The organism is Paenibacillus sp. FSL R5-0407, assembly GCF_038009185.1.
GTDB lineage: Bacteria > Bacillota > Bacilli > Paenibacillales > Paenibacillaceae > Fontibacillus > Fontibacillus vini.
The window spans coordinates 1,464,294-1,481,268 of the sequence record NZ_JBBPAX010000001.1; the positions used below are offsets into that span (position 1 = coordinate 1,464,294).

The 16,975-nt window shown below is 49.7% G+C and carries 20 protein-coding genes; all 20 read right to left on the bottom strand.

What is annotated here, in order from left to right; translation table 11 throughout:
• Positions 1-8: 8 nt before the first annotated feature.
• On the bottom strand, positions 9-1,865 hold the full coding sequence (locus tag NYE70_RS07145; protein WP_341045530.1) for a HEAT repeat domain-containing protein: 1,857 nt from the start codon (positions 1,863-1,865) through the stop codon (positions 9-11).
• 28 nt (positions 1,866-1,893) lie between these two features.
• Positions 1,894-3,324 carry an SWIM zinc finger family protein gene (locus NYE70_RS07150; protein ID WP_341045532.1) on the bottom strand — a complete coding sequence of 477 codons (1,431 nt, stop codon included), beginning with the start codon at positions 3,322-3,324 and terminating at the stop codon, positions 1,894-1,896.
• Positions 3,325-3,512: 188 nt separating this feature from the next.
• A complete protein-coding gene (locus tag NYE70_RS07155) occupies positions 3,513-4,274 on the bottom strand; it encodes a DUF3939 domain-containing protein (protein WP_247681599.1) in 762 nt (253 codons plus the stop codon).
• A gap of 37 nt (positions 4,275-4,311) precedes the next feature.
• The gene (locus NYE70_RS07160; RefSeq protein WP_247681600.1) at positions 4,312-4,680 is read right to left on the bottom strand and encodes a 2Fe-2S iron-sulfur cluster-binding protein; all 369 of its coding nucleotides are present in this window, start codon (positions 4,678-4,680) and stop codon (positions 4,312-4,314) included.
• Positions 4,670-5,317: a hypothetical protein gene (locus NYE70_RS07165; protein ID WP_247681601.1), complete on the bottom strand. Its 648-nt coding sequence runs from the start codon at positions 5,315-5,317 to the stop codon at positions 4,670-4,672. Before NYE70_RS07165 ends, NYE70_RS07160 begins: the two co-directional genes overlap by 11 nt.
• Positions 5,318-5,348: 31 nt before the next feature.
• Positions 5,349-5,528, bottom strand: coding sequence for a DUF2768 family protein (locus tag NYE70_RS07170; RefSeq protein ID WP_211020897.1), 180 nt, complete (start codon positions 5,526-5,528; stop codon positions 5,349-5,351).
• A 364-nt stretch (positions 5,529-5,892) separates the two neighbouring features.
• Positions 5,893-6,165: a stage VI sporulation protein F gene (locus tag NYE70_RS07175; protein ID WP_213654036.1), complete on the bottom strand. Its 273-nt coding sequence runs from the start codon at positions 6,163-6,165 to the stop codon at positions 5,893-5,895.
• Between the two features lie 112 nt (positions 6,166-6,277).
• Positions 6,278-7,318, bottom strand: a complete 1,041-nt coding sequence (locus tag NYE70_RS07180) for an NAD(P)H-dependent glycerol-3-phosphate dehydrogenase (protein ID WP_211020899.1) — start codon at positions 7,316-7,318, stop codon at positions 6,278-6,280.
• Positions 7,311-7,922 (bottom strand): glycerol-3-phosphate 1-O-acyltransferase PlsY, encoded by a 612-nt coding sequence (gene plsY / locus NYE70_RS07185; protein ID WP_213654035.1) that lies wholly within the window; start codon positions 7,920-7,922, stop codon positions 7,311-7,313. The genes NYE70_RS07180 and plsY overlap by 8 nt, the downstream gene beginning before the upstream one ends.
• A 15-nt stretch (positions 7,923-7,937) precedes the next feature.
• Positions 7,938-9,260 carry a ribosome biogenesis GTPase Der gene (gene der, locus NYE70_RS07190; protein ID WP_211020901.1) on the bottom strand — a complete coding sequence of 441 codons (1,323 nt, stop codon included), beginning with the start codon at positions 9,258-9,260 and terminating at the stop codon, positions 7,938-7,940.
• Positions 9,261-9,444: 184 nt separating this feature from the next.
• On the bottom strand, positions 9,445-10,680 hold the full coding sequence (rpsA, locus tag NYE70_RS07195) for a 30S ribosomal protein S1 (RefSeq protein ID WP_211020902.1): 1,236 nt from the start codon (positions 10,678-10,680) through the stop codon (positions 9,445-9,447).
• Between the two features lie 116 nt (positions 10,681-10,796).
• Entirely contained in the window at positions 10,797-11,378 is a 582-nt protein-coding gene (locus NYE70_RS07200; protein ID WP_211020903.1) for a lysophospholipid acyltransferase family protein, read from the bottom strand.
• A complete protein-coding gene (gene cmk, locus NYE70_RS07205) occupies positions 11,375-12,082 on the bottom strand; it encodes a (d)CMP kinase (protein ID WP_211020904.1) in 708 nt (235 codons plus the stop codon). Before cmk ends, NYE70_RS07200 begins: the two co-directional genes overlap by 4 nt.
• Positions 12,083-12,200: 118 nt before the next feature.
• Complete coding sequence (locus NYE70_RS07210) at positions 12,201-12,410, bottom strand: hypothetical protein (protein WP_341045533.1); 210 nt, start codon at positions 12,408-12,410, stop codon at positions 12,201-12,203.
• 86 nt (positions 12,411-12,496) lie between these two features.
• On the bottom strand, positions 12,497-13,150 hold the full coding sequence (locus NYE70_RS07215; RefSeq protein ID WP_213654032.1) for a flagellar brake protein: 654 nt from the start codon (positions 13,148-13,150) through the stop codon (positions 12,497-12,499).
• 142 nt (positions 13,151-13,292) lie between these two features.
• A complete protein-coding gene (gene ypeB / locus NYE70_RS07220; RefSeq protein WP_341045534.1) occupies positions 13,293-14,654 on the bottom strand; it encodes a germination protein YpeB in 1,362 nt (453 codons plus the stop codon).
• Between the two features lie 111 nt (positions 14,655-14,765).
• Positions 14,766-14,915, bottom strand: a complete 150-nt coding sequence (locus NYE70_RS07225) for a hypothetical protein (RefSeq protein WP_213654031.1) — start codon at positions 14,913-14,915, stop codon at positions 14,766-14,768.
• Positions 14,916-14,989: 74 nt separating this feature from the next.
• A complete protein-coding gene (prsW, locus tag NYE70_RS07230; RefSeq protein WP_211020908.1) occupies positions 14,990-15,679 on the bottom strand; it encodes a glutamic-type intramembrane protease PrsW in 690 nt (229 codons plus the stop codon).
• Positions 15,680-15,757: 78 nt separating this feature from the next.
• Positions 15,758-16,378 carry a genetic competence negative regulator gene (locus tag NYE70_RS07235; protein ID WP_213654030.1) on the bottom strand — a complete coding sequence of 207 codons (621 nt, stop codon included), beginning with the start codon at positions 16,376-16,378 and terminating at the stop codon, positions 15,758-15,760.
• Positions 16,379-16,565: 187 nt separating this feature from the next.
• A complete protein-coding gene (locus NYE70_RS07240) occupies positions 16,566-16,925 on the bottom strand; it encodes a hypothetical protein (RefSeq protein WP_341045535.1) in 360 nt (119 codons plus the stop codon).
• Positions 16,926-16,975 lie beyond the last annotated feature (50 nt).

The window sequence follows — 16,975 nt, forward strand, 5'->3', positions numbered from 1 at the left end:
CTTGTGAATTAGTTTTGTGAGTTCAAAATAGAAGTCAATTGTTCTTCGGCACGGCCTTTAAATTTCGGAAGCACCGCGCGAATTCGTTCCGCATAACGCGCCGGCAAACAGCAAAGCTGCCCGAACAGAAACAACTCGATTTCGTGACATTCCGTATTCCGCTCATCCTCCATAGCTGAAACCAGAGCTTCATGAAGGTCGTGTTCCGGGATGCCCGCCCTTACAAGCCCGATCACCACCAAATTGGCAAAACGGTTGCGGAATTCCGGTGAATTCTTCAACCGGTCCAGCAAAAATGATATCGCACCCTCATGACCGGGCCGGGCAAATGCACTTACCAGTGCCAAATGATCTAGTAGGATAAAATGATCCAGCCATCTTGAATCCCAGCTTGCCGCAATGGATTCTGGCGATGGCATTTCCACATCATAGACATAGACTTCTTCGCCACGGGCCCAATCCTGAGCTAAGCGCTTATAGGTTCGTGAAACTACGAGCCCCTCTATGGTCCCCAGCAGTCGCTTGCAATTTTTCTTGCTCCCGCTTAATGCGGACGCCCCGGTTCCCTGTTCCAGTACATTTGCATATACCTCGTACAGCCTTTGCGGAGAAAGGATCGGCTGTGCTTTAACAAAGATTTCGCATGTAAAATGAACGGTATTGGCAGATCGGGCAAAATCCAACTCCAAAGCTTCCTCCACTAATCGGCGCCCCTCCGCGGTGCCCGTCCTGCTCACGTATCGAATGGCTTCATTGGCCAAATATGACCAATCCAGTTTAAACATGTACCATTCATACCGGCGCAGCACTTCCAGATAGAGCGCTTCGAGCTCGGGGCTTTCTTTGAGATGGAGCGACCAGAGATAACGCTTGATTTGGGCCGCATTGTCCGTTGTTTTTTGCTTATCTGAAAGGGGAGGTATCTCTTGCTGTGACTTCAACAGCTTTGCGAAATCCTGAGCGAGCATTCGTGTTAGTAATGGAGATTGGCAGCGGGACAAGGAAGGATTTACGAGTTCGCTGTCTTTTCTTTGGGATGCTTCATAGAGCCTTTCTACCGCACTCTCCCACCCGCTCTCCGCCAAAGCCGCATAGGCTGCCTCGCGAATGCCCTTCTTCTTGTCGCGGCTCCAGTCCAGCAGGGCTTCCTCGTATTCCTTATGCCCGGCGAGCAAATGGATCGCTGTAGTTCTTACCTCGTCCGAACCAGAGACGGCAGCTTCATATACTGCAGTTAGTACTTCTTTTCCGCCGCACTTCGCCACGACGGTCAGCTTGCGAGCTTCAAGCCTCCCTCCTTCAGCGTGAAAGCTATCCAGCAAATGCGGTACGATGGCGGGTCCGTAAGCGGGCAGGATCCGGTCCATGGCCAGATCGGCAATTTCCGTATAAGGATCACTTAGCGCTTGTATCGCCAAGGGAACCAGTCTGAGGTCCTGAAAATAACCGGACTGATAAGCCTCGTAAATGATCTCGTAACGACCTCCTCCCCGGGTCGTCAAGGCGGTCCGGACTGCAGAAAGTTTGCGATAGGATAAAAAAGTACGCAACGGCATCGGGTTGGTGACAAGCGGTGCCGTCTTTCCTTCCGCCGCTCCCTTCCCCTGGGTACGTAATATCGACTGCAACAGCAGGTTGACATCCTGCAGGCGTTTGGCCGAGTCGGTCTCCGGATTATTGGCCGCCGGCTCGATCAGCTCCGCGACCCCTTCCGACAGTTTCATAAAAACCGGTGCCCGCTGGCCCATCTGCTGCAAAACGGGCAGAAGCCGTTTAAGTCTGTAGTCTCGGGCAGCCAAATCGCTTCCGGCTATATACAAGCGCCTGAATTCTTCGTTTAACTCCATCAACGGCGTGTTGCTCATTTGCCCCGGTCCCTCCATATGCTTTTATTTAGTAAATGAAACGAATGATTTCCTTCCCGTTAAGCAGGCTTAACGGCTGAACACGCAATCTGCCGCTCAGCGTATGATGATCGAATAAAACAAGTGTTACAGTATCCTGCAGTTGGTCTTGGGGTATAAGCTTTAGCAAAGGCACGGTGGAAATCTCAAGCAAATCAAAAAGTTCCAGACTTTCTCCTCGGGAATTGGAGATGAATAACCTGCCTGCTTCATCTGCCGTCACCTCTTCAAAATGAAGCAACATTACAGGGTTGGGATCAGCCAAGGGATTTTTGAGCTGATTTTTAACCTTTTTCACAGCTTCAGCGTATGAGTTCACGGCAAACTTCAGGACTCCGGACAGATCCGTATCCTCGATTTTTCTTGTTGTAAAGCTTTCATAACGCACTCGTCGGTTCATATCTCCGGGATACCTGTAAAGCTGGGGAATACGGGCTACATCAAAAAAACTGTCTTCTTCCCTCATCAGCTTGGCTGCTTTATAAGGACGATATTGAACCGTGCTGTGGATCTCCCCGCTGTCCAGCTGAATCCAGTAACCAAGGTCGACAAACTCTTGCCGGCTCGGGTCATCATAGCTAATAAACGATAGCTGAATCATTTCAACTTCATGTGTGGTCAAATTAGCTGCTCTTAATTCCGCAATCTGCCAGGCATGGCCTAGCCATTCTTCTATCGTCGATTCATGATCCAGGGCAAGCTCCGGATCTTCCAGCTTCTGAAGTAAATGCGCCCGTCCTTTTTTAATAAAAGCATGGATCACCGCAAGCTGCTCCGCAGCATGGGCATATGCTTTTTCTTTATCCTCTGAGGATAAAATCAATTGCAATTTTCGAAGCTGGATTTGCGCCCCGTTTAAATAGTGGCTTCCCATTTGCTTCACATGCTCTTGAATCATCTTGAGTTCCTTACTGTCCAAGGAGCCAAAGCCTCTGCGGACCATGGTATGCGTCAGCCTCTCCAGTACGTCCAAGCCTTCCAGCTGTGCAGCAATCTTTTTCTTGAGCGCCGATTTATTTACTTTCTTTGGTTTCGATTCTGCCTCTCCGGCCAGTTCTTTGGCTTTCTTTTCTTCCCGTTTCCCCGCCTTTTCGCGCTTCGCGGCAAGCTCCTCCGGCACCCCGGCTTGAGTAAAGGACTTGCCCTCCACATAGGCATATAACAGCCCAAGTCCATGCTTGCACGGAAATTGCCTGCTTGGACAAGTGCAGCGCATTACCGGATTGCCGGGTGTCATAAAATCGGCCGAAGGGATATAAGGGGTCTTTCCGCTGCCTGTACAGATCCCAAACAAAACTTGCCGGTCCTCGGTTTGATGAAATGCAGTAAACTTTCCTTTTTTTACGAGCTCATGTCCGTTTTTAATGGCCGCACTATTGGGAGCCAGTGAATCTACCCAGCTCTCTGTGATTTCTAGCAAAGGAATTCCCTCCTAAACTGGCTATGTATGTAATAAATCAATAATATTACTCTATCTATAAATGTATTCTTATGCGCCAGGGCGAATGTGAACAGGAAACGCAAAAAAGGCCTGCAACAAAGTTGCTAGGCCCGAGGGATGCTTGTAAACCGTTAAAACTGTCTACAGCTTCCGTTTCTTTATGTTTGTCATTCCGGCTGAGGTACCGGTACTCCATCGATCATACGGTACGGAAGCGATTTGACCGGCACAAAAAAAGATTGTTCGGTCAGATATTCCCGCAAATCCTTATCCGCCTGCGGAGAGGATTCCGACTTGTCCACCGCTTGCATAATGTCAAAAGCATAGTCCGCGTAAACCCGTCCGTCTTTGTCTACCAGATAGTCCTGGGACTGACCGGAATACACGCTCTTCAGACTGTAATCCTGTGCCCCGGCCAGCTTCAGATCGACCGTGAATAGCCCGGGGTAGGTTTCTTCCTCTGATGTTACCGGGAGTTTGCCATTTTGCGAGTTACGGTATTTGTCCACCAACCGCTGGACGTCGTTAATCTTCTGGGTCGTCAGCAAGTCCAGTACTTTTACTGCCGGATCGGATTCTTCATTGATAATCAAAAAATAAGCGCTGCCGCCTTTTTCAAAAGCGGTCGTCGGAATCTCATCGATATACCCCTGTTTGTTCAGCAGATCCAGGTCGATCCGGAACTTCTCATAACGCGGGGTTTCCTGCCCTGCGGTGATAATCGGCAAAATACCCTGATCGGCTTGGAACTGGTCCACAGCCCGTTGAATTCTGTCAACGCTTTCAAGGTAGGAGACCCTTCTCTCCTGCCGCTCTTCGCCGGGGTAGAGACAGCCGGCAAGCATTCCAACAAAAACGGCAAGCATGACTGCTGTGCATAGGGGACGAGCCCATACGAGGTACCTTCGTTTTCTTCCACGCCATTCCAAAATGCCTTCATCCTTTGCTATATGTTATTGTTATTGTTCACCATAGATCATCATCGTTTTGCCGCTCCAGCTGTTTTCGGATCGCCGCCTTAAGCGGATCTTCGGGCAGCTCGACTACGGCGGAGCCGATGATGTTAGCCTGGCAAGCCAGACGGATCCCCTGGTTCAGCAGCGGACCCAGCTTCCGTCGTTCAGCTTCCGTCGGCGGCGTCAGTGCGTCCGCTTGATCCGGAGCCACCTTCACCTTGCACATCAGGCAGCCGGCATTGCCGCCGCACCGGGTCGCAATATGAACCCGAGCCTCGCGCGAGGCCCGGAGAACAGTTGAGCCGGGTCGGACTTTCAACGTCTTTTTCTGCGGTAAAAATGTGATTTGCGTTTCCACCGGACCCTCCTTATGCTTCATGGCTACCCAGTTCGCCCCACCGGCTCGAAAGCAGCGGCTGATCCAGCAATTCCGCCATTCTGGCAATCGTTTCGAATGTCCAGTAATTCCGTTCTAACAGGAGGAACAACAGCGGTAAATGCTGTTTCGGGTTCTTTCGGATCTCCCCGGCTATTGGCAAATAACGGTCAGGCCGCGCCCTTAGCACGTTAAAAATAAACTCATGCGCTAATGGCATCAGCATTACGACCTCAGATTCCAATGAAACCGTTCCGGCCGCAGGTGCAAGAATATCGGCAACTTCCGTCCGATACAGAGCACCCTCTGTCTTCACCTGAAATCCGCCGACCAATTCGAGCGTCAAATTGCCAAGCTTGTAATGACTTAAACGGGATTTATACAATCCGCTCTCATCCAGCTCAGGCTCGTCCAACGCGAAAGCTTCCAATAAACTGTGCAGTGTGCCGGCATGCTGTGTATCGGCGTAAATATCAATATCTCTGGGTGCGGCAGAGAGCGGCACGCCTTGCAGCCATAGGGCGCAACTTCCTCCCAGCAGCCAGCTTCCCTCGGCATCCTTACAGACCTGAGACAGCTTTTGAATCGCCTGATTGACCTTCGGGTACATTTCCCCCGGGCTTTCGATCTCCATCATCATATTCCTATCCTCTTCTCTTTCTGTCCGGGCCTTAAGTTATGGAAACGATACCTGCCAAAAAGCCGGTCAGCATAATTACAAATGCGATCAGCGACAGTACTCCCCGAAGAACCCCTTTCGTTTTTGTCCGCGCAAACGTAATCAAAAAGACAGACAAGCCCATTACAAGAATCGCTGCCAAGGATAACCACATTTTTGTCATTGCGTCCATGAACATTACACTCCCAATCTTTTTTTCACGGCATTCATATGATGAATATTATAGCATCTACATCTTAAACAGGCTACGCGTTCAAATTGACAGAATGCTTGCATGCATTCTTTACTATAATATGAGTTCAAAAAGTCGGCTTTTCAGCACCGAGAAGGTTGGATGAAGGGGGGACTGAGGAGCGGAGCGTAGGCAAAACCTACGTGAGCACCGGAAGGCCCGCCTGAATTCAAGATTCGATGTCGGGTATGCTACCTGATGCACTTCGTGATCAAAAGATGACTTATTGAACAACCAACTCTGAAAAAGCAGAAGGACTGCCTTGGGCCTGTGACGGCTTTCGGGAAGTCCTTTAAAAGCAATCTTATTTTTTTATCATCATTTTCATCAGTGCTTCCATATTGGAAGGGTTCATGCCGCTCTTTTTAACGGCCCCGACGATTTCATTAATCGTATCTTCCGAAACAGGCACTTTGGCCATGGCGGAAACTTGCTTGATCAGCTTTCTCAGCTCAGCCTCACTTTGCATCGTTGAGGGCTTCACCGTGCTGGCCAGCTTTTTGACCGCGCCTTCTGATATGTTTTTCCCGGTTTTTTTATTGATCGCATTCAAAGCGTCCTTGGATACTTTGCCCATATATTCGCCTCCTCCATTGTCCTCTCCATCAGTTTATGAGGCGGAGACGAAAAAGGTCCTAGGCCCTTGCGGATTACGATTCCCGCGGAGCCTAGGACTTCGATCAGTCAAACTAAGTATGCCACTGCTCCCAGGTTTCCAGAGACATTACTTCCATCTCGGTCTTGCGGTCCCGACCCATAAGTGCCTCCACGGCGGTTCTTGGATCCAGTCCCTCGAAAAGCACGTGATAGAGCTGTTTGGCAATCGGCATCTGAACCTGGTACTTCTCTGAAATCGTATGGGCTGCCTTCGTAGTCCGAATACCTTCGACCACCATGCCCATGGAGCCGAGCACTTCTTCCACCGATTTGCCTTCCCCGAGCATAAACCCTGCGCGCCAGTTCCGGCTGTGTCGGCTTGTCGCCGTCACTACAAGGTCACCGATACCGGCAAGTCCTGCAAAAGTAAGAGGATTAGCTCCCATTTCAACGCCGATTCTGGTGATTTCCGCCAATCCGCGGGTGAGCAGTGCAGCCTTGGCATTGTCGCCGTAACCGAGCCCGTCGGACATACCGGCACCAAGAGCGATGATATTCTTCAAAGCTCCGGCCAACTCCACGCCGACCATATCCCTGTTCGTGTATACGCGGAAATAGGAATTCATGAACAAGTCCTGTGCGGCCTTGGCATGAGTTTCGTCCATAGAAGCAACCACGACCGTGGTCGGACAACGTTTGACGACTTCCTCCGCATGGCTTGGTCCGGACAATACGACAATCCGGTCCTCGCTGCATTCAAGCTCTTCCGCAATCACGTTGGAAATCCGTTTCAGGCTCTCCGTTTCAAACCCCTTCGTCGCATGAACCACCAGCATATCTTCATGCCAGAATGGTTTTAACGAGCGGGTTACCTCCCGTACAGCGGATGACGGGGCCACGATCACTACCGCTTTAGCTCCGGCAACCGCTTCCTCCATCTCTGTAGTCGCATGCAAATTGGGCGGCAACTCTACCCCCGGCAAAAAGCGCTCGTTCCGGTGCAGACCGTTAATTTCATCTCTCTGCGCTTCATTCCGGGTCCATACGGCCACATCCATGTTCTTGTCAGCAAGAACGCTGGCAAGCGCCGTCCCCCAACTGCCTGCCACTAGCACAGCAGCTTTTTCAGACAACGCGTTTTCCTCCTTTGGAGCCCAGTTTGTTCTCTTTACCTTGGGCGATTTTCACGATATTGGTGCGGTGTCTCCAAAAGGCGAATATGCAAATGATCAGACTAGTCCAAAAATAGGGTCCGAATTCACCTGTCACCGCAAGAAAGACCGGCGTCAAAAACACGAAAATCAATGAACCCAGCGAAACATATCTGGTAAACACAATGGATAGGATCGCAATAATTCCCGCAAATAATGCGGGTAAAAAGACCAGGGTCGCCATGACCCCGATAGTCGTGGCGATGCCTTTACCTCCGCGAAAGCGGAAATAGAGCGGCCAGTTATGCCCCATAATGGCGGCGATGCCGCACAGCGCTGCCGCCCATTCCGACCCGCCGCCGAGCCAACGGCCAATCCAAACGGCCGCGATCCCTTTCAACACGTCAAGTGCCAGCACGAGGATCGCCGGTCCTTTGCCCAGCACGCGCAGCGTATTGGTCGCGCCCGCATTACCGCTCCCGTGCTGACGTATGTCGATTCCTTTTAAAGCCTTCGCCAGGACGACGCTAAAACTGACCGAGCCCAGCAAATAGCTTGCAATGATTCCAATGATGGGTAAAATCACTTGATTTCTACTCCCCTAACCTTCATCAGACTTACGCCGCGTAAACAACCGGATCGGCGTTCCTTCAAAATCAAAAGCTGCTCTGATTTTGTTCTCCAGGTACCGTTCGTACGAAAAATGCATGAGCTCCGGATCATTGACAAACACCACGATCGTCGGAGGCTTCACGGTAACCTGGGTGACGTAATTGATCCGCAGTCTCCGCCCTTTGTCGGTAGGTGGAGGGTTAATTGCAATCGCATCGGATACGACATCGTTCAACAGATGCGTCTGCACCCGCTTGTTATGCTGATCGGCAACATGCTGTACGACCGGAAGCAGCTTGTGGAGCCGTTGCTTCGTTTTCGCGGATAGAAATACGACCGGAGCATAGGTCATGAACAGGAAGTGATCGCGAATTTTTTGTTCAAACTGGTGCATCGTCTTATCGTCCTTCTCGACGACATCCCATTTATTGACTACAAACAGCGATGCTTTACCCGCTTCATAAGCATATCCGGCAATGTGCTTGTCTTGCTCGATGATGCCTTCTTCGCCGTTAATCAGGACCAACACCACGTCCGCCCGCTCAATCGCCTTCATCGCCCGCATCACGCTGTATTTCTCGGTCGTTTCATATACCTTGCCGCGTTTGCGCATCCCAGCCGTATCGATCAGGACGTATTTCTGGCCATCCTTCTCAAACGGCGTATCGATCGCATCACGCGTCGTTCCGGCAATATCGCTAACGATAACGCGTTCCTCGCCGAGGATCGCATTCACCAGAGAGGATTTGCCGACATTCGGACGACCGATCAAGGCGACGCGGATAACATCGTCTTCATATTCATCATCCGGCAATTCCGGCAATTTATCGGTGATGGCATCGAGCAAATCGCCGATTCCCGTACCATGGCTCCCGGATACCCCGATCGGGTCCCCGAAACCTAAATTGTAAAATTCATAAATATTGTCCATCCGGCCGATGTTATCCACTTTGTTTACCGCAACGACAATCGGTTTACCCGAACGGTATAGCATCCCGGCGACTTCTTCGTCGGATCCGGTAACCCCGGCTTTGGCATCACACATAAAGACGATGACGTCCGCTTCCTCAATAGCCAATTCCGCTTGCATGCGGATCGATTTCAGAATCGGTTCCTCATCGTCCAGCTCTATGCCTCCGGTATCAATGATACTGAAAGGCTTGCCGTTCCATTCCGACGCGCCATAAATTCTGTCGCGCGTAATCCCCGGCTTGTCTTCCACAATGGCCAAGCGGTCGCCGATGATCCGGTTGAATATCGTGGATTTCCCGACATTCGGCCGGCCTACAATGGCCACAACAGGTCTTGCCATGCACATACCTCCTACAAAATGTATTTATATTTTAATCTTTCATGACGATTTCAGGTTATACCTAGAACATCATAGCAAAAAAAAGATCAATTGGCTAACGGTGCCATGAATAAAACAAAGCTAACGAAAAATCGGCGAACCCGCTTCAAAGGGTCCGCCGATCCGTAGCCTGCCTATGTCAAGACTATTTCAATTTGCTCAGCTTGTCGCCGAAACGTTCGCCCAGCGTGATGCTCAGACCTTGGTTGCTCAACGAAACATTCGGGTTGTCTCCCAAATCTTCTTTTCTTACGCTGCTGCCCTTAGAAGGCTTTTCGCTTCTTGGAGTCGGAGCAGGAGCTTCCTCGGTTTCCTTGATGCTGAGGCTTACCCGTTTCTCGCCCGGATTCACATCCAGTACTTTCACTTGAACGGATTGACCTTCTTTCAGCACTTCATGCGGTGTGCCAATATGTTTATGCGAAATTTGAGAGATATGAACGAGTCCTTCTACGCCCGGTGCGATTTCAACGAATGCACCGAAATTGACAAGACGCTTCACTTCGCCGCTCACGATGTCGCCGGTGTGGAATTGCTCGGCAGCCGTTTCCCAAGGACCTGGAGTAGCCGCTTTGATGCTAAGGCTGATTTTGCCTTTCTCAGGATCCACTTTCAACACTTTTACTTTCACTTTGTCGCCTTCGGAAAGAACGTCAGCAGGCTTATCGACATGATTCCACGCGATTTCGGACACGTGAACCAAACCGTCTACTCCGCCTACGTCTACGAATGCGCCAAATTGAGTCAGGCGTTGAACAGTACCTTCGAGAACTTCGCCTTCTTTCAATTGTCCCATTACTTGAAGCTTGTTAGCTTCAAACTCTTCGTCAAGTACATCCTTTTGGGAAAGGATGACCTTGTTGTTCTCACGGTCGATTTCCTTCACTTTAACGCGAAGAGTCCGGCCTTTGTAGTCGCTGAAATCTTCAACGAAGTGGCGTTCAACCATCGAAGCAGGAATAAATCCGCGTACGCCTACATCCGCTACGATTCCGCCTTTAACTACGTCGGCTACCGTTACTTCGAAAGTTTCTTGGCTGTCGAAGCGTTTTTGCAACTCATCCCAAGCGTTCTCGCTGTCGATCGCACGTTTGGACAGAACAAGGCGTTCTTTCTCGTCGTCGATGCTGACAACCTTGGTTTCCACTTCTTGACCAACCTCAACGGCATCAGCTGCGCTGTCCAGGTGGACAGAGGACAACTCGCGAATAGGAATAACGCCGTCGTATTTATATCCAATGCTTACATAAGCCTGGTTATCTTCGATTTTGACGATCGTTCCTTTAACGGTGTCCCCTTTTTTCAAGGATACGATTTGTTCCAATTCTTCCTGGCTTGCCACCTCAGCGGCTTCCAATTCATTCTTTGTTTCTTCCGACATGTGAATACCCTCCTCAATTCAGAAAAACCCATTTATTTAAACCCGCTGATAGCGAAGTTCAAAACTATTCAATCCTAGCTTTCCAAATGCCCCCTGCCTTCATGCATGAGACATCCTTATCCTCGTGATTTAAGCTCCGCAATCCGGGACATGATCGCCGCGGTTGCCAATTCAGCTGAATCCGGGCCCTTTTCTTCCTTAAAAACCGTCAGGTCGACAGGAGCTCCGTAAACCACTCTCATTTTTCTAAAAAGCTTATAATTTCCAATGATAGCTACCGGAATAACGGCCGCATCGCTTCGGAGCGCAAAAGTTGCCGCACCCCTCTTGCCGACCCCTTCGTCTTCACCCTTGTTCCGGGTGCCTTCCGGGAAAATTCCCATTACATGTCCTTCGCGGAGCAGCAACAGGGAGGTTTTAATCGATTCCTTGCTTACGCCGCCACGTTTGACGGGAAATGCTCCCAGCTGCTTGATAAGCCAGCCGAATCCGAAAATATCGAACAGTTCCTTTTTCGCCATAAAATGGACCTTGCGCTTCAGCAATATGCCTATAGTAGGCGGGTCCAATAAGCTGATATGGTTGGAACAGAGCAGAACGCCCCCTTCTGCGGGGATATGTTCCAAACCGCTTGCCTCCAAACGGAACAGCAGTTTGTAGATGAGGCGAAGCGCGCCTCTGCAAAAACCGTAGATCATCCCAGTTCTCTCTCTCTCACAAAAGTTCTGCACATGGAAACGATGGATTCGACAACTTCTTCCAGCGTCATGTTCGTGGTATCCAGCAATACGGCATCCTCTGCCTGGCGCAGCGGGGAAATTTCCCTTTCCTGATCCAGCCGGTCCCGTTCGGACATATCCGCAATGAGTTGCTCCATTGTAATCTGATTCTGTTCCTTCATTTCCTTGTAGCGCCGCCGCGCCCGTTCTTCGACGCTGGCTGTCATGAATATCTTGACTTCAGCATCCGGAAGAACCGTAGTGCCGATATCGCGTCCATCCATCACGACGCCTTTACGCAAAGCCATTTGCCGCTGAAGAGAGACAAGCCTGTTGCGCAGCCCCTCGATTTGCGCATATCGGGATACTTTGGCATTGACCGCCAAGGAACGAATTTCTTCCGTCGCTTCTTGACCATTGACCCGTACCCGCTGTCCATTCTCTCCTGGTATTAATTCAATAACCAGATTGGGTAAAGTTTGAAGCACTTTTTCTTCATCTTCAGGTTCAATCCCCAATTGATTAAAATACCAGGTCGCCGCACGGTACATCGCACCGGTGTCGACGTATACATAAGACAGCAAGCCGGCAACCCGGCGGGCTATGGTGCTTTTGCCTGCCCCGGCAGGCCCGTCAATCGCGATGTTGATCTTGCCATAAGATGATGACGCTCCGCTTGCCAAAAGGGCATTCCTCCTCAAAACACGGTCTCAAGAAAAAAGCAGGCATTGCCTGCGACGTGAAAATTATACCACACATAGCAAATGGATGCAAAAGCGTTGAGTACATTGGAATTGTTTACTAGTGACGATCAAGCCGCTGAACGGGCACTCCTTCAAACTTCTCAGCCGAAGAAAGCAAGTGCCGAAAACCCGGTATCGTCAACGCCGCCTGGAATAGACATAGGGCTATAATGAGACAGATCAGCAATCGCCTCATCCATAATTCGGCTTGTTGCGAGAAGCTTATGAACAGCGCCGTATAGTCTTGTTCCTCTTCGCCTTTATGCATGGAAGCCCTCCATCATTCGATCGCTATAGTCTGCATTCATAGCATATCCAAATGAAGGAAATACGCTTCCTTTCTTAAATAAAAAATTACCGGTTCCGGAAGTCGAATTGGCGTTCGAAGCAATAGCGGATAATTTTCTGCCGCTCCATATCCGAAATGCTGGCGAATTTCAACATAACCAACATTCGCCCGGTCTCCAGCATTTTAGTCCTGACCACTTCCGCTTCAAAGGGCGCATGCTCGATTGAACCGTTCTTATATGGTATCAACAGCCAGCAAAACAACTGATCCCCTTGAGTCAATTTATATTTGCCGTCACACAAAAAAGAAACCCCGCCACCGCCGACATCGTCGGTATGCGCCACAAAACGGGTATTGTCCTTCAACTTTACGGCAATTTCCAATTCAGCGACGACACGCAAAAAATTCCGGCGCTGGATCTTGGTAATCGATTCCGGCTCCGGCTTGCGGATCCGGATCAGTTGCACGACATCGTCAACGGACCCAAGCACATATGTATTGAAATAATTTTTTACACCGGCATCAGTCAAGAAATAAACAGAGAGCTCGTCCCCGACAAACAGTCGCTTGATTCGCCCGCTTCCGATTTCGATCGGCATCTCGATCAGAAAAAACTCTTCCTCGACATCGGCAATTCGGGACTTGCATTCTTTATCCGTTTCCTTATTATCCGCAGAGGCGACTTGGATATAGACCAGATCGTTTACTTTAGGCAACAACTTTCCCACCCACCCCTTAATGAAATCTTGCTGCATATTGAACAATTATATCATGAGGGCGAGACTTTGGAGCGAGATTTTTAATCGGGGTCGAAAAATACAAAAAGGAGAGCATCCGACAGCGGATGTTCCCCTTCTTGGCTTATGATCGTGCAGGCGCAGCCTGACGGGCATTGCGAATTTCTTCAATCGTCTCTTCGCCGCCGGTCTCGGCATTGATGAAAATTTTGTAATCCGAGCCGTTGATCGACCCTCCGAATTCGTAAGTCGTCACTTTCTCCGACATATCGTTTTCGATTTGCGCAAGACGGTGGTATTTCTCTTTGTAATCCGAGTTCAAAAACTTACGTGCCTGTTCCAGCGTCAATTTCGGTTTTGCCGGAGTCTCCCGATTCTCGCGCTCGTAAACGTAGTCGCTGGCTTGCATGCCTGATACCTGGCCGTTATCTAACGCTACCCGGACGGTAATCTTCTCGGGATAGATCAGGATATCACCCTGTTTACTTACAAAGGTAAAGGTCCCGATATTGTCATACTCGTCATACGTAACCGGCGTCATATCCTGGAAGCCTTTATCTTTCAGGAATTTCTCCGCTTGTCCTCTCGCTGCTGCGACGTTCACGGATTTCGGCCCGATCGTCCGGCTGTCGGAGTAAGAGATCAAATGACCTCCGTTCTTTGTGAAATCGAGAGTCTTAACATCCCCCTGATTTCCATGAACTTGAGCCGTAAATGAAGCCCATTCCGTTCCGCGGCCGTTTTCCACCACTTTAATGGCTCCATGATCGTTATGACCCGTAAAACGTGCAGCATCAGCTTTGACATTATCCACGGTGACCGGAGTTCCGCCCAGCTTTTTTACCGAGCGTTTGTTGTACATGCTGGAAACCGACGGTCCCCAGTCCAGTTCCGGATATTCGCTCACTTTTTTGTCCACGGTTTTAAAACCGTCGATGATCGTATTGTCCCGCGGCTCTTTTTCGCTCGCCAGTGCGGTCTCTACGTCCATCCACCGCAAGCGGTTATTGATAACCTTGTTCTGAACGGCCTGAAGATCCTTTGAAATTTGGGCGGAGCTTTTGTACAGTTCTTTCAGATTTTTAACCTCTCCATCCGAAAGCGGCTCTTTCGTCAAATCACGAACCCCAGTCTGGTAAGAAAACTTGGAGATTCTCGATAAGAATTCCTCGGTCTTGTTGAAAGGCAGCAATGTCAGCGGCAGCTGGTTAATTTCATTTTGAGCTTCGCTCGTAATTCTCCAAACGTTGACGAGTCCCTTGCGATGGGCCCCTGTAGAAGCGGAATGGACGGCAAGCGTATTGCCGAGTTCGCTATGAAGCCTGTCCACGTGGTACGACAGATCATGGAACGCCCGTTGGTATTGGTTCTCCGCTTTAATCAAAATCGCGTTTTTCTCCTGGTTCTCCTGATAACCCCAGACCAGCGAACCGATCAATAGAATCGCGGCGATCGGAAATAAAATAGCACTCAATCGTTTATACATCCTTAAACGCACTCCCTTCTTCAACTGTCTGAGGATAGTTTGACAAGAAGATAGAAGGTTTATGCATTCAGAGCGTGCAGTTAATAAACAAGAAGAGGAGGTCGCCGTTTATTACAGCGCCTCCTCCTCAATATCAAACCGATGACGATTGTCGCAGATGCACTGCTTAAAGCCCGTATCGACCTGCCCCTTTTCTTTTTTCCCCCGGAGAATAAAACGTTCCCCGCAATTTTTACAGATGATTTTCACTTTTACCCGCACCAAAAAGGCACCCCTTCCAGAACAGCGGCCCGTAGCCTTGCTTCTAAAATAAGGATGCCCTCTTTAAGACAACTTTAATCTTGCCCTCTCGCCTCTGTAATCCGGAAAGGCGAACGATTGTTAGCCCTGTACATCTTACCGATACCTCCATACCATAAAAAGGCCATCAGCGGAATGATATACCAGATCCAGTACAGCGATACGTTCTCAAGAATCCAGTCGTATACCCCATGCCAAAACAAGGGGAGCAACAGTGAGTACAGCAAAAACTTTCGGCTCTTCCTGCCCGTTGAAAACTTGGCACGACCCAGGTAGTAGCCCATCATGACACCGAACATCGCATGCCCCGAAACCGGGAGCAAGGCGCGTACGAGCATCGTCCCGATCGAAGCATGACTCGCCAGGGCGAAAATCACATTCTCAACGGTTGCAAAACCTAGCGAAATCGCTGCGGCGTAGACGATTCCGTCGTATGGCTCGTCGAATTCCGTATGATTATAAATCATATGGAACAATACGAACCATTTTAACGACTCCTCGACACCGGCTGAAATACCGAAAGCCGATATCAATGGACCGTCACCGAGCCAAAGGGCTAATCCACGCTGCACGATCATAACCGGCAATACAATCAAGAAACCAAGCAAAAAAACTTTAATGACCATAGAGAGCGGTTCGGCATCATACTTGTCCTTCAGATAAAAGTAGGTCAAAAGCGCGATACCGGGAGCAACCGCTGCCGTGGCAATCGAGAAAAAGAGCAACGGTTATCCCCCCTTACAGTCATCCGACCGTCCCTTATCTCCCATGTTGTATGCCATCCCTATTTTCATGGAATGACATTAATCCTGACGTTTAAAATGGCTGCAGATGACGTCGATCGCATTCTCGGCCATGATTACCTCTCCGTATTCGTCCAGCATAGCCGGGGTAACCGAGGTTGCCTCGCCGAATTCGGCCAAAACGGCAATCAAAGCCGGGATCTTCCCTTCGTCAAGCTCGTCAGGTTCCAGCCTCAGAACCCATTTCCCGTTATATTTATACAGTCTGCCGGCTTCATCATGCATATGCCGCAGAACGTGAGCCGCTTCGATCAATACTTCAAAATCATCGAAAGAGTAGAGAATTGTATCGCTCTGCTCCAGCGTCACTTCCATTTCATATACTTCTTCGGGCAGTTCATCCTCATATGGCGATCCGACCCCAAAATGATGGTGATCGTATTTGCCTCGTGTAACGATGACGACCATTCCCTGGGCAGGAAGGGCGAACACTTCCACTGCAAGAGGTCCAGTTGCATCAAAGCCCACTTCGTTATATGCCTGGTCCATCATCTCGGTGAACAGGTCGTGGACTTTCGGAATTTCCTGCCACATATCCTCTTTTTGAATACCGCGTTCGCTTAGATCGTCAAACGTGAGGAAAATCCGTATTTTATCCTGGCCAAGTCTCTCAATCCTCATACAGGATCCTCCTCTCCATACCTTGTTATAACAGATTATGAAACCTGCTCTAATGTGTGCTGGAAATGGTTCTTTGTAAGTATGTTATCATTTATTTTCGGTAAATGCACGTAATAAAATAGTCAAAAAAAGAATCACTTCCGGTTCCCCTAAAGAGAAACCGAAAATGATTCATGCAGGGCAAGGATTACAAACCGGGGATTGTGGAATGAGTTTCCTTCAATATGGCGTCGACCTCGCGGCGGACATCCGGATTGCCTTTAATAAAATCAGTAATCTGCTTCAGATTGTATTCCTTCGAATGATTCTCATGGGTCGAAGAAACCGGACTGGGATGCACCTGGGCCGTTGCAGCGGCACCGATCTTATCCTGGCCTGTGGCGGCCTGCGACGTTTTGGGTTGCGATGAATTCGAGTTCGTCTCGTGCGTCTTCAGAACGGACCCCGCTCCGTTTATCATGGACATCAGACCACCTTTGCGGCGCGATGCCCAGACGGCGGCTACGGCACCAAACAATACACCGCATAAAAATGAGGAAGATTTCACCTAAACAACCTCCTTGGATATGTTAGAATCAATTGTAGTGTTCGCGCAAT